General features: G+C 59.6%; 25 protein-coding genes. 1 reads left to right on the top strand and 24 read right to left on the bottom strand.

Going from position 1 to position 25,961, the window contains the following annotated elements; translation table 11 throughout:
• The first annotated feature begins 19 nt into the window (after positions 1-19).
• Positions 20-2,080: a sodium-translocating pyrophosphatase gene (locus F6V25_RS11060; protein ID WP_151128631.1), complete on the top strand. Its 2,061-nt coding sequence runs from the start codon at positions 20-22 to the stop codon at positions 2,078-2,080.
• Positions 2,081-2,173: 93 nt separating this feature from the next.
• Here F6V25_RS11060 and F6V25_RS11055 read toward each other — a convergent pair whose 3' ends face one another.
• From F6V25_RS11055 to lpxA, 24 genes are all read right to left on the bottom strand, one after another.
• Positions 2,174-2,485 (bottom strand): cytochrome C, encoded by a 312-nt coding sequence (locus F6V25_RS11055; RefSeq protein WP_246167029.1) that lies wholly within the window; start codon positions 2,483-2,485, stop codon positions 2,174-2,176.
• Between the two features lie 87 nt (positions 2,486-2,572).
• On the bottom strand, positions 2,573-3,070 hold the full coding sequence (locus F6V25_RS11050) for a ferritin family protein (protein WP_149306955.1): 498 nt from the start codon (positions 3,068-3,070) through the stop codon (positions 2,573-2,575).
• Positions 3,071-3,228: 158 nt separating this feature from the next.
• A complete protein-coding gene (locus tag F6V25_RS11045) occupies positions 3,229-3,999 on the bottom strand; it encodes a tRNA threonylcarbamoyladenosine dehydratase (protein ID WP_151128630.1) in 771 nt (256 codons plus the stop codon).
• A gap of 34 nt (positions 4,000-4,033) precedes the next feature.
• Positions 4,034-5,029 carry a lipopolysaccharide heptosyltransferase I gene (gene waaC / locus F6V25_RS11040; protein WP_151128629.1) on the bottom strand — a complete coding sequence of 332 codons (996 nt, stop codon included), beginning with the start codon at positions 5,027-5,029 and terminating at the stop codon, positions 4,034-4,036.
• Positions 5,026-5,637 carry a DUF4254 domain-containing protein gene (locus F6V25_RS11035; RefSeq protein WP_151128628.1) on the bottom strand — a complete coding sequence of 204 codons (612 nt, stop codon included), beginning with the start codon at positions 5,635-5,637 and terminating at the stop codon, positions 5,026-5,028. Before F6V25_RS11035 ends, waaC (F6V25_RS11040) begins: the two co-directional genes overlap by 4 nt.
• Positions 5,631-6,701 (bottom strand): lipopolysaccharide heptosyltransferase I, encoded by a 1,071-nt coding sequence (gene waaC, locus F6V25_RS11030; protein ID WP_151128627.1) that lies wholly within the window; start codon positions 6,699-6,701, stop codon positions 5,631-5,633. The genes F6V25_RS11035 and waaC (F6V25_RS11030) overlap by 7 nt, the downstream gene beginning before the upstream one ends.
• Positions 6,702-6,975: 274 nt before the next feature.
• Positions 6,976-7,845, bottom strand: coding sequence for a glycosyltransferase family A protein (locus F6V25_RS11025; RefSeq protein ID WP_151128626.1), 870 nt, complete (start codon positions 7,843-7,845; stop codon positions 6,976-6,978).
• Positions 7,846-7,888: 43 nt separating this feature from the next.
• The gene (locus tag F6V25_RS11020) at positions 7,889-8,776 is read right to left on the bottom strand and encodes a glycosyltransferase family 2 protein (RefSeq protein ID WP_151128625.1); all 888 of its coding nucleotides are present in this window, start codon (positions 8,774-8,776) and stop codon (positions 7,889-7,891) included.
• Positions 8,766-9,905, bottom strand: a complete 1,140-nt coding sequence (locus F6V25_RS11015; protein ID WP_191966162.1) for a glycosyltransferase family 9 protein — start codon at positions 9,903-9,905, stop codon at positions 8,766-8,768. The genes F6V25_RS11020 and F6V25_RS11015 overlap by 11 nt, the downstream gene beginning before the upstream one ends.
• Entirely contained in the window at positions 9,902-10,963 is a 1,062-nt protein-coding gene (locus F6V25_RS11010; protein ID WP_151128623.1) for a glycosyltransferase family 4 protein, read from the bottom strand. The genes F6V25_RS11015 and F6V25_RS11010 overlap by 4 nt, the downstream gene beginning before the upstream one ends.
• Before the next feature lie 38 nt (positions 10,964-11,001).
• Entirely contained in the window at positions 11,002-11,793 is a 792-nt protein-coding gene (locus F6V25_RS11005) for a glycosyltransferase family 2 protein (RefSeq protein WP_151128622.1), read from the bottom strand.
• A gap of 73 nt (positions 11,794-11,866) precedes the next feature.
• Positions 11,867-12,844 (bottom strand): glycosyltransferase family protein, encoded by a 978-nt coding sequence (locus F6V25_RS11000; protein WP_151128621.1) that lies wholly within the window; start codon positions 12,842-12,844, stop codon positions 11,867-11,869.
• A 137-nt stretch (positions 12,845-12,981) separates the two neighbouring features.
• The gene (waaF, locus tag F6V25_RS10995) at positions 12,982-14,037 is read right to left on the bottom strand and encodes a lipopolysaccharide heptosyltransferase II (RefSeq protein WP_246167028.1); all 1,056 of its coding nucleotides are present in this window, start codon (positions 14,035-14,037) and stop codon (positions 12,982-12,984) included.
• On the bottom strand, positions 14,034-14,228 hold the full coding sequence (locus F6V25_RS10990) for a Trm112 family protein (RefSeq protein ID WP_151128620.1): 195 nt from the start codon (positions 14,226-14,228) through the stop codon (positions 14,034-14,036). Before F6V25_RS10990 ends, waaF begins: the two co-directional genes overlap by 4 nt.
• A 43-nt stretch (positions 14,229-14,271) precedes the next feature.
• Positions 14,272-15,357 (bottom strand): tetraacyldisaccharide 4'-kinase, encoded by a 1,086-nt coding sequence (lpxK, locus tag F6V25_RS10985; RefSeq protein ID WP_151128665.1) that lies wholly within the window; start codon positions 15,355-15,357, stop codon positions 14,272-14,274.
• A gap of 57 nt (positions 15,358-15,414) precedes the next feature.
• A complete protein-coding gene (locus tag F6V25_RS10980) occupies positions 15,415-17,088 on the bottom strand; it encodes an NHL repeat-containing protein (protein ID WP_151128619.1) in 1,674 nt (557 codons plus the stop codon).
• 182 nt (positions 17,089-17,270) lie between these two features.
• A complete protein-coding gene (locus F6V25_RS10975; protein WP_151128618.1) occupies positions 17,271-18,560 on the bottom strand; it encodes a 3-deoxy-D-manno-octulosonic acid transferase in 1,290 nt (429 codons plus the stop codon).
• An 8-nt stretch (positions 18,561-18,568) separates the two neighbouring features.
• Complete coding sequence (locus F6V25_RS10970) at positions 18,569-19,255, bottom strand: phosphatase PAP2 family protein (protein ID WP_151128617.1); 687 nt, start codon at positions 19,253-19,255, stop codon at positions 18,569-18,571.
• The gene (locus tag F6V25_RS10965) at positions 19,249-20,166 is read right to left on the bottom strand and encodes a lysophospholipid acyltransferase family protein (protein ID WP_151128616.1); all 918 of its coding nucleotides are present in this window, start codon (positions 20,164-20,166) and stop codon (positions 19,249-19,251) included. The genes F6V25_RS10970 and F6V25_RS10965 overlap by 7 nt, the downstream gene beginning before the upstream one ends.
• Positions 20,163-21,917 (bottom strand): ABC transporter ATP-binding protein, encoded by a 1,755-nt coding sequence (locus F6V25_RS10960; RefSeq protein WP_151128615.1) that lies wholly within the window; start codon positions 21,915-21,917, stop codon positions 20,163-20,165. The genes F6V25_RS10965 and F6V25_RS10960 overlap by 4 nt, the downstream gene beginning before the upstream one ends.
• Positions 21,914-23,077: a lipid-A-disaccharide synthase gene (lpxB, locus tag F6V25_RS10955; RefSeq protein WP_420849976.1), complete on the bottom strand. Its 1,164-nt coding sequence runs from the start codon at positions 23,075-23,077 to the stop codon at positions 21,914-21,916. The genes F6V25_RS10960 and lpxB overlap by 4 nt, the downstream gene beginning before the upstream one ends.
• Before the next feature lie 45 nt (positions 23,078-23,122).
• The gene (locus F6V25_RS10950; protein ID WP_151128614.1) at positions 23,123-24,217 is read right to left on the bottom strand and encodes a DegT/DnrJ/EryC1/StrS family aminotransferase; all 1,095 of its coding nucleotides are present in this window, start codon (positions 24,215-24,217) and stop codon (positions 23,123-23,125) included.
• Positions 24,214-25,158, bottom strand: a complete 945-nt coding sequence (locus F6V25_RS10945; RefSeq protein WP_151128613.1) for a Gfo/Idh/MocA family protein — start codon at positions 25,156-25,158, stop codon at positions 24,214-24,216. Before F6V25_RS10945 ends, F6V25_RS10950 begins: the two co-directional genes overlap by 4 nt.
• Entirely contained in the window at positions 25,155-25,934 is a 780-nt protein-coding gene (gene lpxA / locus F6V25_RS10940) for an acyl-ACP--UDP-N-acetylglucosamine O-acyltransferase (RefSeq protein ID WP_151128612.1), read from the bottom strand. Before lpxA ends, F6V25_RS10945 begins: the two co-directional genes overlap by 4 nt.
• Positions 25,935-25,961: the final 27 nt, after the last annotated feature.

Here is a 25,961-nt window from a genome sequence, read left to right as displayed (position 1 = left end):
AACAGGAGGAATTGAGAGAATGGAACAGTATGCTGTGTACTTCGCCCTGGTCTGCGCCGTAGTGGCTGTCGCCTACGGACTGATTTCGGCACAGTGGATTCTGGGGCTGCCGCAGGGCAATGACCGGATGCGCCAGATCGCTGCCGCGATTCAGGAGGGCGCCGGCGCCTACATGAAACGCCAGTACACGATCATCGCCGTTGTGGGCGTGATCATGTTCGTCGCATTGTTCGCCACCCTGGGTGTCAAGACCGCCATCGGCTTCGCCATCGGCGCACTCTTCTCCGGCCTTACCGGTTTCATCGGCATGTTCGTATCGGTCCGCGCCAACGTGCGCACCACCGAGGCGGCCAAAAGCGGCATCGTCAAAGCCCTTAACGTGGCCTTCAAGGGCGGCGCCATCACCGGCATGCTGGTGGTCGGCCTGGGCCTTCTGGGCGTGGCCGGTTACTACCTGGCCCTGCAGAAACTGATGCCGGGCGCACCGGTGAAGGAAGTGGTCAGCCAGCTGGTCGGCCTCGGCTTCGGCGGTTCCCTGATCTCCATCTTCGCCCGTCTGGGCGGCGGTATCTTCACCAAGGGCGCCGACGTGGGCGCCGACCTGGTGGGCAAGGTTGAGGCAGGCATCCCCGAGGACGACCCCCGCAATCCGGCCGTCATCGCCGACAACGTGGGCGACAACGTGGGCGACTGCGCCGGTATGGCCGCCGACCTGTTCGAGACCTACGCCGTAACCCTGATCGCCGCCATGCTGCTGGGCGCCATTGCCTTCAACAGCAACCAGAGCGCGGTCAGTTATCCGCTGATCCTGGGCGGCATCTCCATCGTCACCTCGGTTATCGGCACCTTCTTCGTCAAACTGGGCGCCAGCCGGAAGATCATGCCCGCCCTGTACAAAGGGCTGATCGTCTCCGCCGTCCTGGCCTGCATCGCCTTCTACTTCGTTACAGTCCAGATGTTCCCCCAAGGGCTCACCAATGACTCCGGGGCGACCTTCAGCGCCATCAACATCTTCATCTCCTCCATCGTCGGCCTGGTCGTGACCGGGGCCATCTTCTGGATCACCGAATACTACACCTCCACCGAATACGGCCCGGTCCGCCACATCGCCCAGGCCTCCACCACCGGCCACGGCACCAACGTCATCGCCGGCCTCGGCGTATCCATGAAAGCCACAGCCGCTCCGGTGATCGTCATCGCAGCCGGCATCATCGTCTCCTTCCAGTGCGCCGGGGTCTACGGCATCGCCATAGCGGCCGTGTCCATGCTCTCCCTGACCGGCATCGTCGTGGCCATGGACGCCTACGGCCCGATCACCGACAACGCCGGCGGCATCGCCGAGATGGCCGAACTGGACGACTCGGTCCGCGCCGTGACCGACCCCCTGGACGCGGTGGGCAACACCACCAAGGCCGTGACCAAAGGCTACGCCATCGGTTCCGCCGGCCTGGCCGCCGTTATCCTCTTCACCTCCTATGTGGATGAGTTGAAGTTTGCCGGCAAGGCCATTACCTTCGACCTGTCCGACCCCTACATCATCGTCGGCCTCTTCATCGGCGGCATGCTCCCCTACTACTTCGCCGCCCAGTGCATGGAAGCGGTCGGCAAGGCCGGCGGCGCCGTTGTTGTCGAAGTCCGTCGCCAGTTCCGGGAGATCAAGGGGATCATGGAAGGCACCGGCAAGCCGGACTACGCCTCCTGCGTCGATATCGTCACCAAGACCGCCCTGAAGGAAATGGTCATCCCCGGCCTGATCCCGATCCTCGCCCCGGTCATCGTCGGCTTCACCCTCGGTCCCAAGGCCCTGGGGGGCGTGATCGTCGGCACCATCGTCACCGGTATCTTCGTGGCCATTTCCATGACCACCGGCGGCGGCGCCTGGGATAACGCCAAGAAGTACATCGAGGACGGCCACCACGGCGGCAAAGGCGGCGACGCCCACAAGGCTGCCGTTACCGGCGACACAGTCGGCGACCCCTACAAGGACACCGCCGGCCCGGCCGTCAACCCGATGATCAAGATCATCAACATCGTCTCGCTGCTGCTCGTGCCGCTCCTGGCCAAATACTACGTGGGATGATGTAGCAGATTCGAATGTTCCGAATACAGAAGCGGCAGGGGAGATCATCCCCTGCCGCTTTTTTCATGCCATGTTGTCCCGCCGGGGCCGCCCCTAGTGCTTCAAGGGGTTCTGTTTCCAGTAGATGCCCAGCACCTCCCGTTCGTTGGCGTTCAGCTTGGCCCCCCGCCTCTCCATCTCCTGCTGGATCGTGGCCATATCCTTCCCTGACGACAATGCGGCGTCGATCCGTTTGTCACTGTGACAGACCGTGCATCTCTTTTCGATGACGGCATGGGCCTTTTTGAAGTCGCCTCCGACCACATTGCCCAGATTTTTCCCCGTTGCGGAGCCGTCCTGTGCGGCCCACAGGGGCGCCGCGGCAACCACCGCAATGATAAGCGCAAGCGTCTGGCTGATGTTCATTGCTGTTCCTTTCTATGGGAAAGATGAAAAGGCCTGACGGCATCTCCAGCCGGCAGGCCCCCGTTGTAGCACGAAGAGGGGAACGCCCTACTCCCTGACGTAGATGTCCTGGTCGCTCTCGTGCACCATTTTCATGACGTGGGCGTACTCGGACTCGATCAGGTCATAGTGTCCCTGGGTTTCCTTGACGACCCGTTCGAAGACGCTCCTGACCCCGGGGTCCACCATATCCTTTGCGAACTGCGAATACTGGCCGATGCACTCCTTCTCCTCGGCCAAGGCCAATTCCAGGGCCTTCTGCTCGACCATTTCTTCGTTGATGGCCTTCTCCAGCTTCATATAGGTGGGGTTCTTCGTATCGGCCGGTGAATTGATGTAGCTGGTCAGGTCTCCGAATTCTTCCCCCTTGTAGTGAGCGAAGAATGCCTTGAGATGGCCGACCTCTTCGTTGGCCAACAGGTCAAACACCTTCCTGGCACGCTCGTTCTTCGCCACCGAGGCGGCCTTGCGGTAGAAATCCATGCTATCCTTTTCAGCCTTGATCGCCAGCTTCAAGGCCTCCTGTAGCGAAAACTCTCTCCCCATGGTTCCCTCCCCTGTGGCTAAGTTGTGTATACGAGTATAACGGGGAAATTACAACGGTCAACTGCAAAAATTACTCTGGAAAAAGCAGTTCACCACAAAGACACAATGCCTTTGTGGTGAATATCTGCCGTCTTGAGGATTAAAGATGTGGGGTGGGGTCAATTCTCCTGTTTCAGCAGTTCGTTGACAACGGTTCCGGCCATGGTCAGGCCGAAGATGGAAGGGATGAAGGAGATACTGCCCAGGATCACGCGGCGGTTCTCGCAGCGGAACACCTGGTCGTCCCGATTGGGACAGATGCATTCCGTGCCGCAGTGGGCGGCCTGGGGGGTGAGTTCGCGGTGTCCTTCAGTGGAGTAGACGACTTGAACCCCCTCATGGATGCCAGCCTGGCGGAGTATCTTGCGCATGCTGCGGGCCATGCGGCAGTTGCGGGTGGCGGAGATGTCCGCCACCTGGATCTTGGTGGGGTCGAGCTTGTTGGCCGCCCCCATGCTGGAGATGACCCGGATGCCACTGGCGCGGCAGATGGTGATCAGGGCGGTCTTGGCGGTGAAATGGTCGATGGCGTCCAGCACGTAGTCCGGGCGGGGCGTCAACAACTGTGTCGCATTCTCAGCGGAGAAGAAGGCCTTGACCGGGACGATCTCGGCCTCCGGGTTGATGTCTTTGAGCCGCCCGGCCATGACCTCGACCTTGGACATGCCCACCGTGCTGGAAAGGGCGTGAATCTGGCGGTTGACATTGGTCAGACAGATGTCGTCGAAATCCACCAGGGTGATGGAGCCGACCCCTGCCCGCCCCAAGGCCTCGGCCGCATAACTGCCGACACCGCCGATACCGCAGATCATGACCCGCTTCCGGCGGAGCGTCTCGAGCCCTTCTTGGCCGACCAGGAGTTCGGTGCGGGAAAAACGATGGAGTGTCATGGGGTTTTCTCCACGTGGTGGGTTGTGATTGGAGTCATGCCAAGAGCTCCTGCGCCAACCGGGCGATCTCTTCCGGGGCGATATGCCCGACCGAGTCGTCACGGGAGTCAGGCTTACGCAGGTTGACCACAGACGACGTCGTTATGACCCGATTGCGCTCCGTGGGACAGATGCATACCGGCGTTGCTCCGAACAGGGTGATGGAGGAAACTCCACAGGCCCAGGCGATATGGGTCGGTCCCGAATCCCCGCCGATGACGAGGTCGCAGCGTCCCACCGCCGCCTTGAGCTGGTTCAGGTTCAAACGGGGTAATACCCGGGCATGGGGTGCACGCTCGGCGATCTGGGATGCGGTCAGGAACTCCTGCTGGTTGCCGTGGCAGATCATGATGTTTCCCGGCAACAGATTCGCGATACGCGCAAATTTTTCAGGCGGATAGTTCTTGTAGCTTGCGCTGGTTTCGGGCACAAGCAGGATATTACGCTTGTCCGTAGCGAAATACTCCTCCGTGGCCGCGCCGTCGCCCTCCCCCCAGAACAGGTACGGCTTGGGGGGGCACAACTCGTCAGGCCGGAAATCCAGGCCGAGGCTCTGGGCGGCAAGGGCCGTGTAGCGGCACACCGCGGGGAGATCCAGCGGAACCGGGACCGAGCGGTTATAGAACAGGCCGGCCAACGGCTCTTTGAGCATCTGCCGGGCGAACCCATACCGGACGCCGCCCAGGGAAGCGGCTATGACGGCGGACTTCAACATGCCGTGCAGGTCGATGACAACATCGAAATCGCCGCACGATGCAAGGCGGCGGTACTCGGCACGCAAGGCGGTCAAGGACTTCTTCCTTTTCAGCTCTTTCAGGTCGACCCGGATGATCTGCTGGATATCGGGGTTATGATCGAGAATATCGGCGAAACGCCTCTCGGCTACCCAGGTGATATGGCACTCCGGCAGGCGGCGGCGCACGACCTGCAACGCCGCCATGCAGAGGATGATATCCCCCAGCGAGGTGAGCCTGACAAAAGCGATCTTCATCCCTGGTTGCGCGCCCGGTACAATTCCGGGTTCAAGGTCGGGTCGTTGTACATCTTGAATTGTTTGTAGAGCTTCATCCGTTTGTGGCCTGCCACATAATCGGCCAGCAACTGTTCAAGGGCGACATACAGGTCATAGCGCTGGAGTTTCAGCACGGAGAGGCGGTGGAGCGAGCGCTGCCGATGAACATCATCGATATCGCCGCGGCGGCTGTCTTCGTCCATGTGATAGATCTTGAGCGACATGATGGAGATGCGGTCCACGATACTTCCGGGTGTCTCGGAATTGATCCGGTCCGCGGTCTGCTTGGGAGCGGCAGCCGTAACCTGGGCCAGGATCGCCTCGTCCAGTTTTTCGATCAGATCGTTGCGTTGCTGATTGAGCTTGTCGATGGCGCGCTTGACGACGGCAATGGCGCTGTCGTCCACATCGGTGCGGCGCGCCTTGTCCTCCTCGTGCCACAACAGATAGTTGCGGTAGGCCAGCTCCAGGGCGATGGGGTTGATGGGGATATCCAGCGCATCGTAGGTGACGGGATCGGTGTGCCAATAGCTCAGATAGCGGTCAAAGGCATCTTCGAGCCTGTTCAGGTTCAGCTTGGTCAACATGGTGCATCCTTTCCATTCGGGTACTGTCCGATCAAATCCGTTACCGCGCCAAAGAGAGCATCAACGGTGATGCTGCGGCGGCACTCCCCGTCCCGGTCGCAGGAGGTCCGGTAGCAGGCAGCGCACTCCATGGCGGCCTGAACCGTGCGGTGCCGTTTCCCTTGGGGGGCATAGGTGGCCGCGCTGGTCGCCCGGTAAAAGGAGACCGTGGGGGTGCCGACGGCAGCGGCCAGGTATACCGGGCCGGTGTCGCCGCCGATAACCAGATCCACCCTCCTGAGCACCGGGATGAGTTCCCTGATGCGCAGCCAGGGGAGGAGTTGCACCGTCGGGCCGACTTCACCGACGATCCGTTCCCCAAGGGCCTTCTCGTCGGGGCTGCCCCAGTTGATCAGTATGGTCGTCCCGGGATACCGGGCCGTGATCCGGCACGCCAGCTCCGACCACCCCTCAGGATACCACAACTTGGTGTTCCAGGTGGTGCCGACCTGGAAGAGGATGACCGGCCCGCCCGGCAATCCCGCCCGGTAGCGTTCCGCGGCAGCCTCGTCCTCGGGTGCGGAGAAGATACCGCCCGTCAGTTCCATACCGCGGTAATCCCTGCCGAACAGGGCGCTGACCACCCGCAGGTAGCGGTCGGTGACGTTGCGGTCGTTGTCCCTAAACGGGATGCGACAGGTGGTGAACAGGCAGTTGGCCTTTTCCTGCGCGACCTCCCTGGTGAAGCCGACCCGTTCGCGGGCGCCGGTGAGCCAGGCGATCAGGCCGCTCTTCAGGTTCCCCTGGATGTCGAAGACCAGGTCGTAGCAGCGTTCCCGCAACTCCGTGCGCAACGCCTTCAGGTCCCTGCGGGTCTCCGCGGAGAACGGGGCCTTGCGCCACTTCCTTGTCCTGACGGCATGAATTTGCGACAGGCCGGGATTGTGCTCCAGCACCGGCAGGAACGGTTCTTCGACCACCCAGTCGATCTCGACCCCGGGCGACACCTGGCGCAGGTAATCAATGACCGGCAGGGCGTGGATAATGTCGCCCAGGGCGGATGTTTTTATGATCAGAACGCGCATCGACTATCCCGCCTCATACACGGCACCAACCTTCAATGCGCGCTTTCCGTTACGTTGCGACGCCATACCATTCATTTCTGCCGGCTCGCCATGAGGTGACAAGCGCCGGCGCTCCACGGGATTGGGCAGCAGGTTAAAAACGCCCCCCGGCATCAACACGGGGTTTTCCAGGTGCCGGGGGTCCCAGTATTCCGGCCCACAGGAGCAATTGTCGTAAATGGGCCGGTTCAGGGGGAACTATCGTGGTCGGATTATCCGAGATTCCGTCGCCACTTTACCTGTGCCGTATGAAAGCAACACACAATTTTCGCAACAACCGCACTCCGCTCGGCACATTAACGGTTCTGCCCGCTTCAGCACTCAGACCCTTGATTTCCCGATAGGTATCGATTGGAGAGGGGTGCCTCTTTATGCCTGCCTTTTCGGCGTATGACGCCATCAGGGTTTCGAGGGCAGCCCGGTAAGCCTTCTTTTTGTCTTTCGACCGTTTCTCTTCAAACGTATTGTTTTTACTGTGCACGCGATAGTTTATACCCAAAGCCGGAACATAGGTTTTGTTCTCACCAAGTATTGAGCTACCGAAAACAATCACATCATCAGCCCTTACCTTCCAATTACTTTCGTCATAGTATGGCAGCAGCTTATGAAAAAGTCCTCCTGAAATGGATACGCACGATGTAGGGGCTCCGATCCAATAGTTAAGAAAAAGAGTTATGGATGAGGTTGTGCCTATCTCTATATTTGGTACGCTTTCGATGAGGCTTGAAGTGAGCCTTTGATCATCCACGCCAAATCTTATACTTTTACAATACGTAAAATCCCTGCTGCCATTCTTCGTAAGACTGCACCACAATTCCAGATAATCCTTTGGGTAGATATCGTCGGAATCGAGAAAAAAGACCTGCGCATCGAACGGAATATGCTTTGCAGCACAATTAAAGGCAGAAAGCTGCCCTCCGTTCTCTTTTTCGATAGTTATTACATTTTCTTTTTTGTAGCCGGCAAGCACGTGCCGTGAATTATCAGTGGAGCCGTCGTCAACAACAATGATCAGGTCAAAAGGCTTTGACTGCTGGAGGACCGAATCCAAACACTCGCCAAGGTAGTCTCCGTAGTTAAAATTATTGATCAGGCAAATATTCATTCACAAAAATCCTTGGCGTTATCCAACCTTATGCGGTGAGACACTAGTCATCCGACTGGACAAGCCTGGCGTAGTATTCGTACTTACGCTGTATCTTGCCGCTTTTTACGAAACAACTCAGTATCCGGTACTTGTAATACTTCATACGAAGCCTGGCCCGGTCGAGGGTAGCCAGCCACGCCGTATGGGGGGCGCCGTAGCATTTTTCGATATAGATGCGCCGGCTCCGCTGAAACAGCTTGCCACCGGCGGCCGAGGTAGACTGCCCCCCCGTATGGATGATCGAAACCTGGGGCAGCACATAGCACGGCACCCCCTGTTCCCAATACCGGTGCGCAAGCTCCGTATCCTCGTAATAGAAGAAAAAATCCTCGTCGAACAGGGGGGCGTCGAAACAGGAACGCCGCACCATGAAAAAAGCGCCCAATACGCCGGGGACCCTGAGGGGAGCGCGAGCTTTCGCTACCCGCAACTTCCACAACTTGCTCTTGATCTTGCTGAGCATCGGTGAATAGAGCGACAGGAGACCGGGGAGACAGAGAAAGCCTTGCATGCGACCATCGCTTCCCCGGATAACCGGAGAAGCGACACCGGCCTCGGGGTGGCTCTCAAAAAACTCCCACAGAGCAACCAGCGCTTCCCGGTTGAGAATCAGATCGGTATTCATGACGCAGGCATAGCGGCTTGCCACGGCCTCCATCCCCCGGTTCATGCCACGGCCATAACCCAGGTTTTCGTTGGCCTGGATATAGACCAGGCCGCCCCCCTGCGCCTGTTCGAGCATCTCGCGCGAACCATCGGTGGAGGAGTTGTCAACCACCACCAGGCAATGGCGGAACGGCAGCTCGCACGCCGCAAAGAACCGGATCAATTCCTCGACGAGAGCACGGGTGTTGTAGTTTACCGCTATAAAGGCGATGTCAACGGCCATGCTCGGCACCCTGCGTCTGTTGTATCTTTGTAGTGGATGGCGACAGCAACCGGGACGCCTCTTGGCAGACCTGGTCCGTTGTTATCGCCATCATGCAGGGATTCTCAACGGCTCCGTAACAATCGGGCCTGAGACAGGTCGGGTGGTCGCAGCCCGCTTGCAGGGTAACGATCCGGCCGCACCGGATCGGGCCGCGATAACCCGGGCGAACGAGCTTTGCCGACGGAGAATCGTTGTTCCAGGGATGCCAACGCCACAGTTCCGTGGGGCCGTAGAGCGCCACCACCGGTACGCCGGTTGATGCGGCAATGTGGGTAATTGCCGTATCGAGGCCGATATAGAGGCGTGCCCCCTGGAGCAGGCAGGCCATCTGGTTGAGGGACAGGCTGCCGGGTATCAATATGGGCTTTACGCTGCACTCTGCGGCGCTCTCCTTAAGCAATTGCGCCTCGGCTTCGTCGGGTGACGACGTCCAAACCGGTTGCAGGTGATGCTCCCGTGCCACATGATTGCTCACCTCGACAAAACGCTTTAGATCCCAATATTTATAGCCCCAGCGGGCAAAGGGATGGATGACGAAATAAGGGGGGACGGGTTCGCCACCCAGCGTAGCGGCAACGCGCTCCTCATCGCCCTTGTCCCAAAAAAGCCGCACCCGAAGCAACGAGTAGGGTATGCCCAGCGCATCTGCGATCTGGCCGCACAGCCCAACCATGTGCATATCCGCGGCCCCGTCAATGGGGTGGCTGAATAACCTGGAGCGAAGAAACCGCGAGTAGGGCTTGTCGGTCTGACAAAAGCCCACGCGGTAGCGTCTGCTGGCGACGAGGACCGCCATGGCCCCACGGTCGCCCGAATTCATCGTTATGGCCAGGTCATACTTTCTGACGAGCCCCAGGAGATAGCTACTGCCAAAACCCGAGGCAGAATTTCTCCATTTCTCGGAATAGATGACCCTGCGAATCCGGGGGTCTTTCTCCAGAAATTCGCCCGTACCACGGTTGACGAGGACATCGATTGCAACGCCGGGAAATGCGTCCATCAGGATTTCAACCAACGGCGTGGTGAGGACGACATCGCCGATGAGGCGGGTATTGGCTATCAGTATGGTGCCGGGCGCATCTATCATGGCCTTCCACTCTCCCCGGCGACGAGACCCTTGAATAGCTCCAGATACTGTTCGGTCGTGCTTTCGAGGGAATGGGCGGAAACAACATAGTCGTAGGCCCGTTCCGCTGTTTTCCGATATTCTTCCGGGTGTTCCAGAACCTTGTTGATGCATTCCGCCATAGCGGCGCTATCCTTTATGTTGCACAAGAGCCCTCGTCCGGTAACGATTTCCGCCAACCCCCCGGCGGATGTGGAGACGACCGGCACCTTATAGGCAAAGGCATCGAGCACACTGCTGCCCAATCCCTCTTCTTCGGAACTCATGCAGAACACATCCATGAGCAGAAAGACATCCTCAACCTCGGAAACGAACCCCATCAGATGATAGACATCGTTCAATCGGTACTCGTCTATCTTCTGCTGCACCGTGTTTCTGAGAGAACCATCGCCGAAATGCAAAAACACGAAATCATCCCTCATCCGGGAGAGTTCCCGTACCGCTTCAATCATGGTAAGAGGGTCCTTGTGTTGCTCCAAGGCGGAAAAGGTTGAAACGATCTTTTTCCCCTTGGTGTCCACCTTGGCAACGATCTCCGTGGCCCGCCCGCTGTCCAGGCTCCGCGGTACAACGACATCGGAGATGATGGTGATATTCGGTATGCCAAAATTCTCCAGTATGGTTTTGACCCAGTGGGATATGGCAACGACATGATCGGTGGTGCGATACTTGATCTTCGTGAGTCTGCCCCGTGGCACGAAGTCGACCCGGCGCGTGTACACGATTGGTTTGCCGTGAAACGGTTTTGTCGCGGCAGCCAGCGTCTGGGCTTTGGCTGTCTGGGCTTGCATGAGATCATAGGCTGCCGCGTTGGTCGCCAACCACCGAAGGCCGCCCAGGGTTCCGCCGATCTCGTGCACCGTTATCCCCAGCCCACGGGTTTTTTGCGACAGGGGGCCCCCCTTTCGGCACAGCAGATCGACCTGAAGGCCGGCCTGTAGAAAGCCCATGATATTATAGAGGGTCTGACGTTCGCCCCCCCTCCAGCCCTTTTCGGTGTTTATGACCAATACGTGCATGCGCAGCCTTTTCGTGCCGTGTCGAATGCCACAACAGATCAATCTTCTTCGTTGAGTTCCGACAGCATGATTATCTTGTAAAAAACGCCGATGGCGCCCGAAACGGCTACGAGCAACCCGGTACGGCCATCAAGAAAGCCGCGCTTCAGGATATAGCTCTTCACAAATGCGGCCATCGTCCGGACGACGGCGCGCAACGCCCCGCCCTTCTTTCCCGAAACCTTCATCTGCCGGGCACCGGCGGTGGAGTAACTGTACATCTTCAGAATAAAATCTTCCGGCCTGTTATACGAAAAATGCTCCATGACACCGGCAAGCTTCTTGACGGTCCCATTGACTTCGACGGATTCGTGTACCTGCCGGTCATTGAATCTTCCCGCATCCTTCCTGAATACCCGCAGTATTTCATCGGGCCACCAACCGGAGTGACGGACCCACCGCTTTTTATACATATTCTTGCGCCTGAAACTGAGCCCCGCGTAAGCGCCATTGTTGTCGATGGCACCCCGTATCTCCTCCGCCAACTCAGGGGTTATGACCTCATCGGCGTCGATGGACAAGACCCACTCGTGAGTGGCTAACGAGAGGGCATAGTTTTTCTGGGGACCATATCCCAACCAGGGGTGATGAAAAAACCTCACGCCCGGATAGGCGGTGCAGATCTCTTCGGTCCTGTCGGTGCTTCCGGAGTCAACGACGATAATCTCCGCAGCCCAGGACACACTCTGAAGGCACGGAGCAATGGTAGCCTCACCATTCAAAACGATGAGGATAACGCTGATCTTGCATGGCGCCGTAACGGCGCGGTCAGCCAGACCTTGATGAACCATGAACAGACTCCTTGCCAGATCGGTTGCGCTGCCGCCAATCGTCAGGGGAACACGACGGGAGAACGAAACGATTCTATTTCATAAAGCCGAAGACGCGCTTAAGCCCATGAAAACGTGGTTTTTCCCGGTAGAAACTTTCGCAGAAACGATTCCCGCCGCTATTTTCAGCCACCATCGCCAGAAAATACGCGGCGCGATCTTTCGTCGTATGATAATTCACCAGATGCTCATGCCCGGCGGCCGCAATGGTCTCGACCAATGCGGGGTCGGAGAGTAAGAGATCCAGTTTTTCGTCGAATTCGTCTGGGGTCTTGAAAACCATGCAGTTTGTACCGCTGGTGAAAGGATGCGGTATGGTAATGTCCAGTTCCTGCGTGAGCAACAAGGTGCCGGCAGCGGGGATTTCCCAGTAGCGGGCACAATCGTATCCTGCGCCGACCACGTTTACCGCAATCCGGCTGCGGTAGAGGATGTCCTGATATTTTGGCGTTTTTATCGGCCACCCCTTGGACTGCGACCGAATGTATGCGCACTCGCCGGTACTTCCGCAAAATATGGCTGCATCGTCTCTATTCAAGAGCCTTTGATAGATTGAATAACGCATGGTGTTGTTGTTCAGATTGGCGGCAAATGAGGCTTTTATGTCGCGCTGCCGCCTGGGGTGGTCGAAATATCTCTTTTCCGCGGCAAACGGCAACGGATAGACCGGATCGGCGTTTTTGTTGTTCCAGCACTTATTCAGCTCTCTTTTGAATACCGCCCTGAACTTCGCATAGGGGTAGACCTTGAATGCCTGGGAATCAGAACCATCCACGAAGACCTTGTTGGGATTGTCCATGTAATCCACCAGTCCGGTCCTCACTCCCTTATTAGAACAAACCACGATCAGATCGGCACGTTCCGCCTCTTTCAGGATCTTTCCGTTCGATGATCGTGCCGCGTAATTACTGTTCTCGGACGCGATGACCTCATGCCCGAGCTCCTGCAGCCCCTCCATCAAGGAGGCTGTCAAATAATCATAATAAGGGGATAGTATGCAAACGATCTTCATGCCAGCACCTTTTGACGGCGGCTTCCCGCAACCTATCTGGGGGTAACCATATTTTTTATGAACAGGCAATAAGACGCCGCAACAAAGCACCTTACCTCCATAACCAGAGGTAAAACGCCCTTCCCCGACTCAGGAGATCATGACTGTGGCGGTTGTTGTGCAACAGCCAGCGCCGCCGCAACCACATCGTCCGCAGTAACCGCCGTCATGCAGCGATGGTCGGTCGGGCACTCCCGCAACTTGCAGGGGGCGCACGCCACGCCTTTGCGCACAATGGCCGCCTTGACGGTATAGGGCGCGGTGCCGGTATGGTCGGTGGGGCCGAAAATGGCCACCAGGGGCACATCGAAGGCGGCGGCAATATGCATCGGGCCGGAATCGTTGGTGACCATGAAATTGCTGCGTTTGATGAGCGCCATCAGTTCCCGCACGGTGGTCTTGCCGGCCATGTTGAGGCAATCGCCTCCCAGGCGCTGTTCGATGTCGGCGGCAATGCCGGCCTCGCCGGGGCTGCCGAAGATCACGATCCGTGCCTGCCACTCCGCGGCGAGTCGGCGGGCGACGTCGGCAAACCGGTCCGGGTACCACCGTTTGGCCGAGCCATAGGTAGCGCCGGGATTTACGGCGAGCACGCACGCTCCCGCCGGTATGCCCCCTCTGGCCAGCAGGGCCTCGGCAGCGGCGTCTTCCGCCGGCGTGATGCACAGGCGCGGCAGCACATCAACGCCCGTAATGCCGAAATGGCGCACTAGATTGCGGTAGTACTGGACCTCGTGACGGTGGGGCGGCGTTTCGTCTTGGGAATAACGGCCGGTCAGCAGCAAACTGCGGCCATCGCTGCTCTTTCCCAGCCTGACCGGTATGCCCGCCAGCCAGGGCACCAGGGCGGAATCGAAGGAGTTGGGCAGGATGATCGCCATGTCGAATGAGCGTTTTCGCAGTTCGGAGGCCAGCCTGAGTCTGCCCCGCAGCCCCTGATGGGCCCCTTCGCGGTCGAAGACCATGACCTTGTCCACCCAGTCGTGGGGCGAAAAGACCTCCGCCACCGGGGGATTCGCCAGCAGGGTGATCTCGGCCTCGGGGTAGTGCTCCCGAATCAACCCGAGGGCCGGCGTCGTCATAACCGCATCTCCGATCCAGTTGACCGCGCGGATCAGTATCCGGCGAACCTTATGGCGATCCGGGAGCATCATCGATCATCCTTTCCGGTATCCTCAGGCGTTACCGCTTCGGCCTCGTCCGTCAGCAGGACCGGGATACCCTCGCGGATCGGAAACTTCACCCCGCAGGGGCGGCACAGCATGTACCGGCCTTTGTCGAACAGTGAGAGTTTTCCCGTGCAGATGGGGCAGGCAAGTATGGATTGCAGATGTTCGGGCAGCATGCGTGTATCCCGTAATAAACTATATATTTTGACACAGGAACGGTTATTTTTGAAGCAAATTGTTCAGGAGACCCGTCAGGGTGGTGGGGTCGTCAAGGGCAAACTCAAGCGGAGCGAGCAGGACCTTTTGGGCAAACTCCGGTGCAAGGCGGCGCAGCTTCACCCCGTCCTTTTCCGTTGTAACGGCGTACTCGGCGCCGCTGCCCCGGAAGGCCTCGCCCAATCCGGCCAGTTGGTCGGGGGTATAGGCGGCGTGGTCGGGAAGCGGGATGGTGCGAACCACATCCAGCCCCAAGGTACGGAGTTCCTCGAAAAACGGCTCCGGCTCCCCAATGCCGGCAAAGGCCAGGACCTTTGTGCCCCGCAGATCGTTAAAGGAGATCGAGGGTCCGCCCGACAGGGGGAGGGCCGCGCCAAGGCGATGGCGGGCCGAACATGCAGGTTTTCCCGCCAGGGGAGGTGGTGAAAAACCCTGGGGACAGCGGGTATGGATAACCAGGTCGGCGCGTTGTACGGCGCTTATCGGCTCCCGCAGCAGACCGGCCGGCAGGGTCCAGCCGTTGCCGAAGGGATGCGCGCAGTCCACAAGCAGGATGTTCAGGTCGCGCTGGAGACGGAGGTGCTGGAAACCGTCATCCAGCAGGAAGATATCGGGAGAGAGCTGTTCCATGGCCAGCATGCCGGCCCTCTGCCGGTCGGTCCCCATCACCACCATCAGGCCCGGCACCGTGGCGGCCAGCAGGTACGGTTCGTCACCGCACTGCCCGGCATCCAGACGGATAGCATCCCCATCGGCGACAATGGCGGTCTGTCCCTCCATGGCGCCGCCATAGCCGCGCGACAGGACCGCCACCTTCATGCCGCGGGCGAGGAGAACACGGGCGATAAAGGCCGTGGCGGGGGTTTTGCCGGTGCCCCCCACGGTGATATTGCCCACCGAGATCACCGGCCGCGGCAGACGTTTTACCGTCAGGATGCGTTTTTGGTACAGAGTGCTGCGGATGATCTGGATGCAGGCATAGAGCAGGGCAACGGGAGACAGGGCAAGGACCAGCAGGCGCCCGGCAAGCCCCTTTCGTGTTCCGGTGGCGACGCTGCGCCAATATGTGGAAAAGGAGGTCAAATCCATCCCGATGGGCCCATCCCCGTCGCCGCTTGAGCCGGCGGCGGGGAGAGGGCGATCCAACTATTTTATCCTTCGTATCGTATAATTCTGGGAGTCCGCCACATAGAGGCTGGTGCCGTCCATAGTGATGCCCATGGGAGCGCAAAAATACGCATCAGCCGTGGAGACGGTCCCCGTATTAGACCCGACCTTGTCCTGGGTGCCGGCTATCCTCGTAACCGCGCCGGAAAAGCCGCTTGAGGTAAGAGCTATTCTGAATACCACCTGGCCGCGCGCCGGGTTGCCATTGATAACCCGCCCCCAATCGGTCACATACAGGTAGGTGCCGTCCGTGGTGATGCCGTTTGGCCCGTTGAAGAGCGTGAGATCCCCCGACGCGACACTCACGGTGCTGTTCGTGCCGTAAGTGCCGCTGGTCCCCGCTATCCTCGTCACCAGACCGGTGGCGATGGATACCTTGCGGATGGTGTAGTTGTAGTAGTCCGTCACATACAGGTTGGTCCCGTCCGTGGTGATGCGCAGGGGGAGGTTAAAGCGCGCGGATGTCCCCTTGCCGTCGGTTGAGTCCGTCGAGCCCGTAGCACCGAGGGAACCGGCCAACGTTGTGACCTGGGGCGTGCCGCCGTCAGGCACCAGCGTAATCTTGCGGACTGTCTGGTTATCCACGACATACAGGTTCGTTCCGTCGGTGGTGATCCCGACGGGGGCGCTGAAACGCGCTGCCCCAGTTGCGGTGCTGGTGGTTATTGTACCGTTTGTTGTCGTGGTCGTCGTGGTATTCCCCGTGCCGTCAATCGCCCCGGCTGCTCCGGTGCTGCCCGCCAAAATCGAGAAGGTTCCGACATAAGTACCTGAGGCGTCAACACTAAGCGCGATCTTATCGATCGTGTAATTCGAGGTATCGGTCACATACAGATTTTTTCCATCGCAGGTTATATCGGCGGGATTGTTGAATACGATATCAACAGGGGTGGCGGCCGCGGTTCTCAGCGTCTTGACGCTTGTGGCGGCGCCGTTCGCATCGAGCGTTACGATGTGGACGCGATTGCTGTAGTTGTCCAGCACAAAGAATGTTTTCCCGTCGATGGTGGTGATGCCGATAGGCAAGCCCATATTCACCGGGGGGGTTCTTGCGGCGGTATAATCAGAAAATGTGGGCGTCGATTTTTCCCTGTCCCCCACGGCGGTGATCCCCACGACCGTAGAGACATTGGAGAAGGCCGTCGGGAGCGTGTTTTTCTGGATCGCCCCGCCCATCAAGCCGTATCTTACGGCATTGGATGATGTATAGGCACCAAAGGTTGTTTTCGGCGAATCCAGGTACATTCTGCAATTCTGTTTGCTGGCGACATCGTAGACCAGCCAGTAATCCACCGTCGAATTAGTGGCATCCGTGTGTACTTTTTGGATGGCCGTAATTGTTTTGGCGGGTGTGGATGAGTCGACATTAAACGTGACCGTGCTGCCTGTTGCGGATAGAGCCCACGTCCCGACCCTGGTGGCGGTATCCGATGGATTGTAGTTCCAATCATACCTCGTGACGCCCGAGTAGGTATGGAATGTGGTATATGGCGCACCTTTGGGTGAAGTGACGTAGAACGTATTCGGGTAAACATCCTTAGCGGTAAACGCATCGGTAGTGCTGGCAATAGTGCTTGCAGACGTGGAGCCGCCGCACCCGGAAATGAACAGTGAAAGCAATAACGCTGCTGTCAGCCACAGACTCTTCTGCATAAAAAACACCTCATCCGATTGTTTGTCATTATCGCAAGTTTGTTATTATACGTCATTCAACGACATTATTTAACCTAAAAACAATGTCTGTTCATCTCAGAAAACAATGGTCACAAATAAATCATACTTCTGATCGGGTAACGGCACCTTTACCAGGGCTCGCACACATTCAGGCCCCGGTTTCACAGATAGTTGGCAATGACCGCCATGTGCCGCTCGGTGGCCCCGCCGTTCTCCCGCACCATGTCCAGCCCGTTCGCGCTCAATTCCCGGCGCTGGGCAGTATCTTCGAGCAGGCGGCAACAGGCCGGAGCAAGACCGGCGGCGTCTTCGACCTGGACCCCGGCCCGGTATTTCAGGACCAAGGCCGCGATCTCCCGGAAATTGGTCATGTGGGGGCCGAAGATGAACGGTATGCCCAGGGATGCTGGTTCCAGCAGGTTGTGGCCGCCGGTCGGTACGATGCTCCCCCCCACAAAGGCCACGTCCGACAGGGCGTAGATGTCCATCAATTCTCCCACCGTGTCCACCAGCAGCACAGAGCCGCCGGAAAAGGGCGGTGTCACATCCGCGGACAGGGCCGTGCGCCGCAGGAACGGCAGCCCGGCTTTTTCCAGCAGCCCGGCGACCTGGACGGCCCGTTCGGGATGGCGCGGCACCAGGACCAGCATGAGCGGGCCATGGCTCACCAGGAGTTCCCGATAAGCGGCCAGGACCGATTCCTCCTCGCCGGGATGGGTGCTGGCGGCCGTGATGACGGTCATCCCTTCGGGGATGGCATAGCGCTTCCGCAGGGCCGCCCGCTCATCGGGGGGCACGTGACGGCAGGGGGTGTCGTACTTCAGGTTGCCCATGGCCAGCGCCCGCTCCGCCGGGGCACCGATGGCGATGATCCGCTCCCGGTCGGCGGCGGTCTGCATGCAGAGGTGAGAGCAAAACTCCAGGGCGTGGCGAAAGAACCAGGCAAACTTCAGGTAGCGGCCATAGGAGCGGTCCGAGATTCGGCCGTTGGCCAGGATCACCGGTATGCCGCGACGGGCCGCCTCCCGATTGAAATTGGGCCAGATCTCGGTCTCCATGATGATGACCAGTGCCGGCTTGACGGCGTCCAGGGTGCGGCGCACCGCCGGTAAAAAATCGAAAGGGAAGTAGATGCACAGGTCTTTTTCGGGGAAGCCGGAGGTCACCCCGCGGCCGGTTTCGGTGGTATTGGAAACCACGATGGCATGCCCGGGGTAGCGTTGGCGCAACGCCTTGAGCAATGGCCGGGCGGCAACGGATTCACCCACCGACACGGCGTGCAGCCAGATCACCGGGCGGTTGGCGATGGTGTCGAGCCGCGATCGGGGAATATGCCCGAAACGCTCGCCCAGCGCGGCGGGCCGGCCGCGGCCGATGGAGCGGTACAGGTGGTAGATGAGTACCGGCACGAGCAGCACAAAGGCGAGTATGTTGTAGACCGCGTAGAACATAGGAGGACTCAAACCCCGCCATCGGGAATATGCTCCCGGTCAAGTCCCATCAGGTAGTAGAGCGCCACGGCCGTGAGGTGGACGACGCCCCAGGCCCACAGGACATCGCTGACAAAGTGCCCACCCTGGCTGATGCGGGCCACCCCCATCACGATACCGTACAACATGCCGAGGACGAATACCCGCCGGGCGATCCGCGGAGAGCGACGGCGCAGGGCAAAAAACGGCATGGCCAGATAGAAAGCCGATGCGCCGTGCCCGGAGGGAAACGACTTGCCGTCGCCCGCGATGCCCCTTTCCCAGGGGCTGTGGAAGGTCCGTTCGCCTCCAAACTGAGCCACCTCCCGGGGCCGGGGACGGCCCCAGCCATCCTTGAATACGGTGTTGACCAGCAGGCCGGGGCCCAGTATCAGCAGGATCACCATGAAGGCGGCGCCTTTTCTGAAAGGCGCCAGGTACGGCTTGACAAAACCTGCCACATACAGTGCCAATGCGGCCCCGCCAAGAATATAGGCGGGATAATGTCCATAGAGGTACAGGAAATGCCACGGCTGGGCGTCCCCCACGGGCCAGGCGCCGTTGATATAAAAAAACGTCGCCGCCTTAAGATCGACCCCGGTGACGGCGATAAACACCGTTGCCACCATCAGCACCGCGAGCGGCAGCCCGAAATCAAAATACTTGTTGTTCAGCATGACGGTTCTCCGGCCCGCTTCCAGCGTCGATGCACCCAATACCAGTCCGCCGGATGCGCAACGGCGAAGTTCTCCACATAGCGCGACAAGGCCTGAACATCCCGCTGAATACCCTCGTCCGACGTGTCGCTGCCCAGTTCGTATTCCGGATACAGGGTGATGACGCTCTTTGCCCCCTCGCGGTGGATGAAGGCCGGGACCAGTGGGGCTCCGGTTTTCCGACCGATGATGACCTGTGCCTTGGTGGCCCAGGCCTTTCTGCCGAGGACATCGATCAGCGTTCCGTCTTCGGGAAACACGGCCTGGTCCCCCAAGATACCGATAATGCCGTCCTTTTTCAGCACGCCGAGCATCTGCCGCAGGCCGCCATCTTTGTAGATGACCTTGTTGTTGTAATGCAGCCGCATGGTTTCGACCATGGTGTTGAGGTAGGGGTTGTTCTGGCGTCGCGCCACGACCGACATGGGGGCGTCAAAGGTGCGGGAGAATGCCAGAGCCAGCAATTCCCAGTTGCCGCAATGGCCGGTTACGAAGATGATCCCCTTGTGGTGCGCCCGGGCGCGCTCGAAGTTTTCGCTCCCCCTGATCTCGACGCTGCTGATAATGGCGTCCCCCCTGCCATGGTACAGCCGGCAGGTCTCAAGCAGCGAAATTCCCAGATGCCGGAACAATTCGCGGGCAATCTCCTCGGGGGTTTCCAGGGGGCAGGTCCAGGCGGGATGTTGCTTCATGAAGGGGAGGGCCCGGCGGATATTGTCGATGGCGATGCGCCGCCGTTTGAACAGCAGCAGGGCCATGAGGCCGCCGACCGCCTTTCCGGCGGGTTGAATGAAGCTGGCGGGGAGAATTGCCCCTGCCAGGGTGAGCAGATAGAACAGGGCCGTTTGGGCGGGCCAAAGGATGCGTTTCATGACTCGGCGCTGGGGTCGTCACCGGTGGTGCGGTCGCTGAATTGCAGGGCGTGCAGCCGGCTATAGAGACTGCTGTTTTTCAACAGGTCTTCATGGGAGCCGCGTTCCACGATACGCCCCTTTTCCAGGACGATGATGGTATCGGCATGCAGTATGGTGGAGAGACGGTGGGCAATGACAAAGGTGGTGCGGTTGACCATCAGATTATCCAGGGCCTTTTGCACCATCTGCTCGCTCTCCGTGTCCAAGGCGCTGGTGGCCTCGTCCAGTATCAGGACCGGTGCATTTTTGAGGAGCGCCCGCGCGATACAGATGCGCTGGCGCTGCCCGCCGGACAGGCGCAGCCCCCGGTCGCCGATGTTGGTGTCGTACCCATCGGGCAACTGTTCGATGAAATCATGGGCAAAGGCGGCCCTGGCCGCCGCCACCACCTCCTCCAGAGGGGCGCCCGGCCTCCCGTAGCGGATATTATCGGCAATACTCTCGTTGAACAGGGTCGTCTCCTGATCCACGAGGGCAATCTGGGAGACGAGCGAGGCAACGGTCACGTCGCGAATATCACGGCCGTCGATGAGGATGGCGCCTTCGCTTACGTCATAGAAGCGGGGGATCAGGGATGCAAGGGTCGATTTCCCGCCGCCCGAGGGGCCCACCAGGGCGATCATCCGGTTGCTTTCGGCGGTTAGGGAAATGTCCTGGAGGATCGGTTCGGCACCGTAGCCGAAGGATACGTTGCGAAACTCCACCCGGCCGGAGGAACGGCCGATATCCACCGCGCCGGGGCGGTCGACGATGGCCCGGCGTTCGTCCAGGAGATTGAAGACGCGTTCCGCCGCGCCGGCTGAGCGCTGGACCACGTTATAAGATCCCTGGAGCTTCTTGATCGGGGTGAATACCATGACCATGGCGGCAATGAACGAGAAAAATTCCGAAGCGGTCATGCGCCCCGACATGACCTGGCTGCCGCCGAAGTAGATCACGCCGGCCACCCCTAGGGAGATGATGGTTTCGGAAACCGGCATGGCCAGGGATTCGTATTTTATAAACCGGCGGATTTGATGAAAATACTCCAGGTTGGTCGCGCGGAAACGGCTGATTATCTGGTTTTCCAGGCCAAAGGCCTTGATGACCTTGACCCCGGAAAAGGTTTCCTGAAGGGTGGCCGTCAGCCCACCCATGACGTTGAGGCTGCGACCGGAGGCGTTCTTGATCTTCTTGCCGATCAGCTGGGCGGGATAGGCCGTGGCCGGGATTACCACGAAAGAGATGATGGCCAGTTCCCAGTTGCGGTAAAAGATGACCCCCAGAAGCGACACGGCAGAAATCGTATCGCGGAACAGCCCGCTGACGACCTGGCCGATCCCTTCCTGCATCTGGGAGATATCGTTGGTCATGCGCGACATCAGCTCACCGGTGGCCTGGCGGTTGTAAAAGGCCATATCCTGGCGGATCGTGCTGGCATACAGGGTATTGCGGATATCCTGGATCGCCTTCTGGCCGGCCAGCTTGATGGCTGTGTCATAGGTAAAGCGGGTAATCCCCCGGATCAGGAACAGGGCGATGATCCCGACCGGCACCAGCAGGAAGATGCCGGTGTCCTTGCCGGCGAAGATCTTCTTCAAGACCGGCTCCACCAGATAGGCGAAGGCGCCGTCCATGCCCCCCACGACTGCCGAGCAGAGTGCAGAGACAAGCAACAGTCCCCAATAGGGCTTGAAAAAGCTGAGGGTGCGTAACAGGGTTGGTTTCATTGATCTTCCATTGTTGCCAGTATCAGTCGCGCCACATTTGCGGACGCGCCGCCGACGCCCAGCTTTTCCCGGACTGCCGCCAGCTTCTTCCTTATTGCCCCCGCATAGCCCGCATCCGTCAGGATCGAACCTACCTCGTCCGCAATCAAAGCGGGATTGGCCTCATTCTGGATGAGTTCCTTGACCACGGTTTCTCCGGCGACGATATTGCAGAGGCCGATGTTGTCCACCTTCACCAGGCGCTTTGCCAGGTGGTAGGTGAGGGGCGAGAGCTTGTAGATGATCACCATGGGGGTGCCCACCAGGGCTATTTCCAGGGTGACGGTGCCGGAAACGGAGATGACGGCGTCGCAGGCCCGGATCAGGTCGTGAATCCGCTCGCGGGTGATGGTAACCGCAAGGCCGGCTGCCGTGAGTTGCGGGGTTATCTCGTCATCGTGCAGCGTGGACGCCACGGGGAGAACGAACTGGGCGTCGGGAAAGCGTTTCTTCAGCAGAACCGCCGCATCGACGATCACCGGCAGGAGTCGGTCGATCTCGTTCCGGCGGCTGCCGGGGAAGAGCCCGATGATCCTTCGGGAAGGATCAAGCCCGAAGCTTTCGGCTGCTTCATCCCGTTCAGCGACAACCTTGACCAGATCACTCATGGGATGCCCCACAAAGGAAACCGGCACGCCGGCACGTTCATAGAAGGGGGCTTCAAACGGCAAAATGACCGCCATGTGATCCACCAGCCGCGCCATCTTCTTTAGCCGCCCCTGGCGCCAGGCCCATATCTGCGGGCTGATGTAGTAGAGGACCTTGACGCCGGCCTTGCGGGCCGCCTTGGCCAGGCGCAGGTTGAATCCGGGGTAATCGATCAGGATCAGCAGGTCGGGCCGGTCGGTAGACAGGGTCTTTTTCAGCTTGAGGAACGCGCCCGAGATGACGTCGAAATGCTTGAGCACCTCCACCAGTCCCACCACGGCCATATCGGCCGAATCCACCAGGGTCTCGACCCCCGCCTCGCGCATGCGCGCTCCGCCGATGCCGAAAAAGTGCAGGGACGGGTCCAGCTTGAGCGCTTCCCGGGCCAGGTCGGCACCGTAGATGTCGCCGGAGGCCTCGCCTGCCACGATCATGATATTCCGCCGTGTCGTAGCTGGAGTAATGTCGGACATCACGCGCACATCCCTTCAACAATAGAGGGAACACAGAGACACAAATTATCCAACCAGTACCTCTTTGACGGTTTCCGCTACCAAGCGCACCGATGCGTCGGGCATTTCGGGATACACGGGGAGCGACATGCAGTTGGCGGCAACCTTTTCGGCCACCGGCAGGCTCAGGCCTGCGCAGGCCTGGGCAAAGACGTCCTGTTTGTGGAGCGGAATGGGGTAATAGACGGCCGAAGCGATCTGCCGTTCGGAGAGTTTGGCCATGACGGCGTCGCGCCGGTCGGTAAGGATCGTGTATTGGTGATAGACGTGCCGTCCCTTGCCATCCTCGTGGGGAACGGTCGCCACGTCGGCCAGCAGGGAAGAATAGAGCTGCGCAACGCGGCGGCGGCCGGCGTTGAATTCGTCGATCCGCTTGAGCTTCACCCGCAGAATAGCGGCCTGGATGTCGTCGAGGCGGCTGTTGAAACCGATCATGCTGTGGTGGTAGCGGACCCGGCTGCCGTGGTTACGCAGCACCTTGACCTGTTCGGCCAACTCGGCCGTGGCGCAGGTGACCATGCCGCCGTCGCCGTAGCATCCCAGATTCTTGCTGGGGAAGAAGCTGAAACAGCCCAAGAGGCCTATGGTGCCGGTCATGCGGCCATCGACCGCGGCACCGAAGGATTGGGCGCAATCCTCGATCAGGAGCAGGTTGTGTTTTTTACAGATAGCCGTAAACGCAGCCATGTCGGCCGGTTGGCCGAAGAGATGAACCGGGATGATCGCTTTGGTGCGGGGGGTGATGGCCTTTTCGACCATGGCCGGATCGAGGTTGAAGGTTTGGGGATCTATGTCCGCGAAGACCGGAGTGGCCCCGGCGTAGCAGATGGCCTCGGCCGTGGCGATAAAGGTGAACGGAGAGGTGATGACCTCATCCCCGGGGCCGATGCCGGCCGCCAGGATCGCCAGGTGCAGGGCGTCGGTGCCCGATGCACAAGTGACGGCATGGGGCGCGCCCAGAAATGCTGCAGCCTCCTGCTCCAGGGCGGTCACGTTGGGCCCCAGAATGAACTGGCTGCTCTCCAGGGCGGCGAGAACCGCCGTATCGATCTCCGCTTTCAGGGTGTGATATTGTGTTTTGAGGTCTACCATCGGTATCATGGGTGTGTCCTTTTCAGGCTAACGTTGATTTTGAGTGCCGTTTCCAGCGCCATTTTCCCTTCCCTGCCGCTCACCTGGGGCTGTTTCCCTTCCCTGATGGCCTCGATGAACGATTCAATCTCGTTTTTGAGCGCATCGGCCTGCCCCAGCTCCCGCTCAACAACCTTCACGTTGGGGATGCCAGGAAACAACTCGCCGTTCCCCTTCTGGGCCACCAGCAGCTTGCGGTTCTGAAAGTCCAGGGTGATGTAGGCATCGCGCTGGAATATGCGCATCTTGCGTTCGCTCTTCAGACTGATACGACTGGCGGTAACGTTGGCGACGCAGCCGTTTTTGAAAACGATCCGCGCGTTGGCGATATCCTCCTCGCCGGTAAAAACCGGCGCCCCGACGGCGTCGATGTGCTCAACCGGGGACCCGACGATGTGCTGGATGATGTCGATGTCGTGGATCATCAGGTCCAGGACCACGTTCACGTCCGTCCCCCGCGGCTTGAAGGGGGCGATGCGCACCGACTCGATGAAGAGCGGTTCATGGAGGATGTCCCCCAACGCCACCAGGACCGGGTTGAAACGTTCCAGATGGCCGACCTGGAAGACCACCTTGTGCATCTCGGCGAGGGCGATCAATTCGTCGGCCTCGGCCGTGGTGACGGTGATCGGCTTCTCGATCAGCACGTGGACCCCGGCCGCCAGAAAATCACGGGCAACGGTGTGGTGATACTGGGTTGGCACCACCACGCTGACCGCATCCACCTTGCCAATCAGGTCGCGGTGATCGCTGTAGGCGGTCGTCCCCAGCGCAGCTGCAATCTCGGCCGCCCGCTTCGGATCGCTGTCCACCACGCCGACCAGTTCCACATCGGGGATGGCGGCGTACTTCTGGGCATGGAAGTTACCCAGGTAGCCCACGCCTATGACGGCCGTTCTGAGGACGCTCATCCGCGGCAGATCCCCCGCTCGGAGCGTTCGATGAAGGCCAGCAGGTAGTCCACCTCCGGACACTCCTTGACCTCGGCCCTGATGCGGCTAATAGCATTGGGAAGCTTCAGACCGGCCATGAACAGGGTTTTGTAGGCCTTTTTCAGGCTGCTGATCGCCTCGTCCGTGAACCCACGCCGCTTCAGGCCGATCAGATTCAGCCCCCGCAGCTTGGCGTCGCGCTTGCCCGAGGTGGCGATCATGTACGGCGGGATGTCCAGGCCAACCAGGGTGCCGCCGCCGATCATGACGTGGGCGCCGACCGTGACGAATTGATGTATCGCCACCAAGCCGCCCAGGATGACGTGGTCCTCTACCGTGACATGCCCTGCCAGGGTTGCCACGTTGGCCATGACCACGTTGTTGCCGATGCGGCAGTCGTGGGCCACGTGGGAGTAGGCCATGAAGAGGTTGCCGTTCCCGACCACGGTCTCGCCGTGGCCGGAGACCGTGCCGCGGTGGATTGTGGCGAATTCCCGGATCATGTTGTTGTCGCCGATGCGGGTCCAGGTTTCTTCACCCTGGTATTTCAGGTCCTGGGGGGGGGCGCCGACCGAGGTCTGGTGGAAAATCTGGTTGTTCTCGCCGATCTCCGTCCAGTCGCCGATCACGGCATGGGCACCGATCTTGGTGCCCTTGCCGATGGTTACCTGTTTGCCGATGATCGCATAGGGGCCTATCTCGACGTCGGACGCCAGTTGTGCGCTCGGTTCGATTATTGCGCTTGAGTGTATCATTGGAACTCTCCCCGGTTTACTATCTAA

This window comes from Oryzomonas japonica (assembly GCF_008802365.1).
Classification (GTDB): Bacteria; Desulfobacterota; Desulfuromonadia; order Geobacterales; family Pseudopelobacteraceae; genus Oryzomonas; species Oryzomonas japonica.
This window is presented reverse-complemented; position numbering and strand designations above follow the sequence as displayed.

Excerpts from the sequence above, each read along its gene's own strand:
- F6V25_RS10950 (WP_151128614.1), bottom strand. The coding sequence starts at position 24,217 with ATGATACCGATGGTAGACCTCAAAACACAATATCACACCCTGAAAGCG.
- F6V25_RS10945 (WP_151128613.1), bottom strand. The coding sequence starts at position 25,158 with ATGAGCGTCCTCAGAACGGCCGTCATAGGCGTGGGCTACCTGGGTAAC.
- F6V25_RS11025 (WP_151128626.1), bottom strand. The coding sequence starts at position 7,845 with ATGAATATTTGCCTGATCAATAATTTTAACTACGGAGACTACCTTGGC.
- F6V25_RS11000 (WP_151128621.1), bottom strand. The coding sequence starts at position 12,844 with ATGAAGATCGTTTGCATACTATCCCCTTATTATGATTATTTGACAGCC.
- F6V25_RS11015 (WP_191966162.1), bottom strand. The coding sequence starts at position 9,905 with ATGATAGATGCGCCCGGCACCATACTGATAGCCAATACCCGCCTCATC.
- lpxA (WP_151128612.1), bottom strand. The coding sequence starts at position 25,934 with ATGATACACTCAAGCGCAATAATCGAACCGAGCGCACAACTGGCGTCC.
- F6V25_RS11045 (WP_151128630.1), bottom strand. The coding sequence starts at position 3,999 with ATGACACTCCATCGTTTTTCCCGCACCGAACTCCTGGTCGGCCAAGAA.
- waaC (WP_151128629.1), bottom strand. The coding sequence starts at position 5,029 with ATGAAGATCGCTTTTGTCAGGCTCACCTCGCTGGGGGATATCATCCTC.
- F6V25_RS10970 (WP_151128617.1), bottom strand. The coding sequence starts at position 19,255 with ATGCTGAACAACAAGTATTTTGATTTCGGGCTGCCGCTCGCGGTGCTG.
- F6V25_RS11060 (WP_151128631.1), top strand. The coding sequence starts at position 20 with ATGGAACAGTATGCTGTGTACTTCGCCCTGGTCTGCGCCGTAGTGGCT.
- lpxB (WP_420849976.1), bottom strand. The coding sequence starts at position 23,077 with ATGTCCGACATTACTCCAGCTACGACACGGCGGAATATCATGATCGTG.
- F6V25_RS10975 (WP_151128618.1), bottom strand. The coding sequence starts at position 18,560 with ATGTTCTACGCGGTCTACAACATACTCGCCTTTGTGCTGCTCGTGCCG.
- F6V25_RS11010 (WP_151128623.1), bottom strand. The coding sequence starts at position 10,963 with ATGCACGTATTGGTCATAAACACCGAAAAGGGCTGGAGGGGGGGCGAA.
- F6V25_RS11020 (WP_151128625.1), bottom strand. The coding sequence starts at position 8,776 with ATGGCCGTTGACATCGCCTTTATAGCGGTAAACTACAACACCCGTGCT.
- F6V25_RS11055 (WP_246167029.1), bottom strand. The coding sequence starts at position 2,485 with ATGAACATCAGCCAGACGCTTGCGCTTATCATTGCGGTGGTTGCCGCG.
- F6V25_RS10990 (WP_151128620.1), bottom strand. The coding sequence starts at position 14,228 with ATGCTGCCCGAACATCTGCAATCCATACTTGCCTGCCCCATCTGCACG.
- waaF (WP_246167028.1), bottom strand. The coding sequence starts at position 14,037 with ATGATGCTCCCGGATCGCCATAAGGTTCGCCGGATACTGATCCGCGCG.
- F6V25_RS10980 (WP_151128619.1), bottom strand. The coding sequence starts at position 17,088 with ATGCAGAAGAGTCTGTGGCTGACAGCAGCGTTATTGCTTTCACTGTTC.
- lpxK (WP_151128665.1), bottom strand. The coding sequence starts at position 15,357 with ATGGATTTGACCTCCTTTTCCACATATTGGCGCAGCGTCGCCACCGGA.
- F6V25_RS11005 (WP_151128622.1), bottom strand. The coding sequence starts at position 11,793 with ATGGTTCATCAAGGTCTGGCTGACCGCGCCGTTACGGCGCCATGCAAG.
- F6V25_RS11050 (WP_149306955.1), bottom strand. The coding sequence starts at position 3,070 with ATGGGGAGAGAGTTTTCGCTACAGGAGGCCTTGAAGCTGGCGATCAAG.
- F6V25_RS10960 (WP_151128615.1), bottom strand. The coding sequence starts at position 21,917 with ATGAAACCAACCCTGTTACGCACCCTCAGCTTTTTCAAGCCCTATTGG.
- waaC (WP_151128627.1), bottom strand. The coding sequence starts at position 6,701 with ATGCGCGTTCTGATCATAAAAACATCCGCCCTGGGCGACATTATCCAC.
- F6V25_RS10965 (WP_151128616.1), bottom strand. The coding sequence starts at position 20,166 with ATGAAACGCATCCTTTGGCCCGCCCAAACGGCCCTGTTCTATCTGCTC.
- F6V25_RS11035 (WP_151128628.1), bottom strand. The coding sequence starts at position 5,637 with ATGTTGACCAAGCTGAACCTGAACAGGCTCGAAGATGCCTTTGACCGC.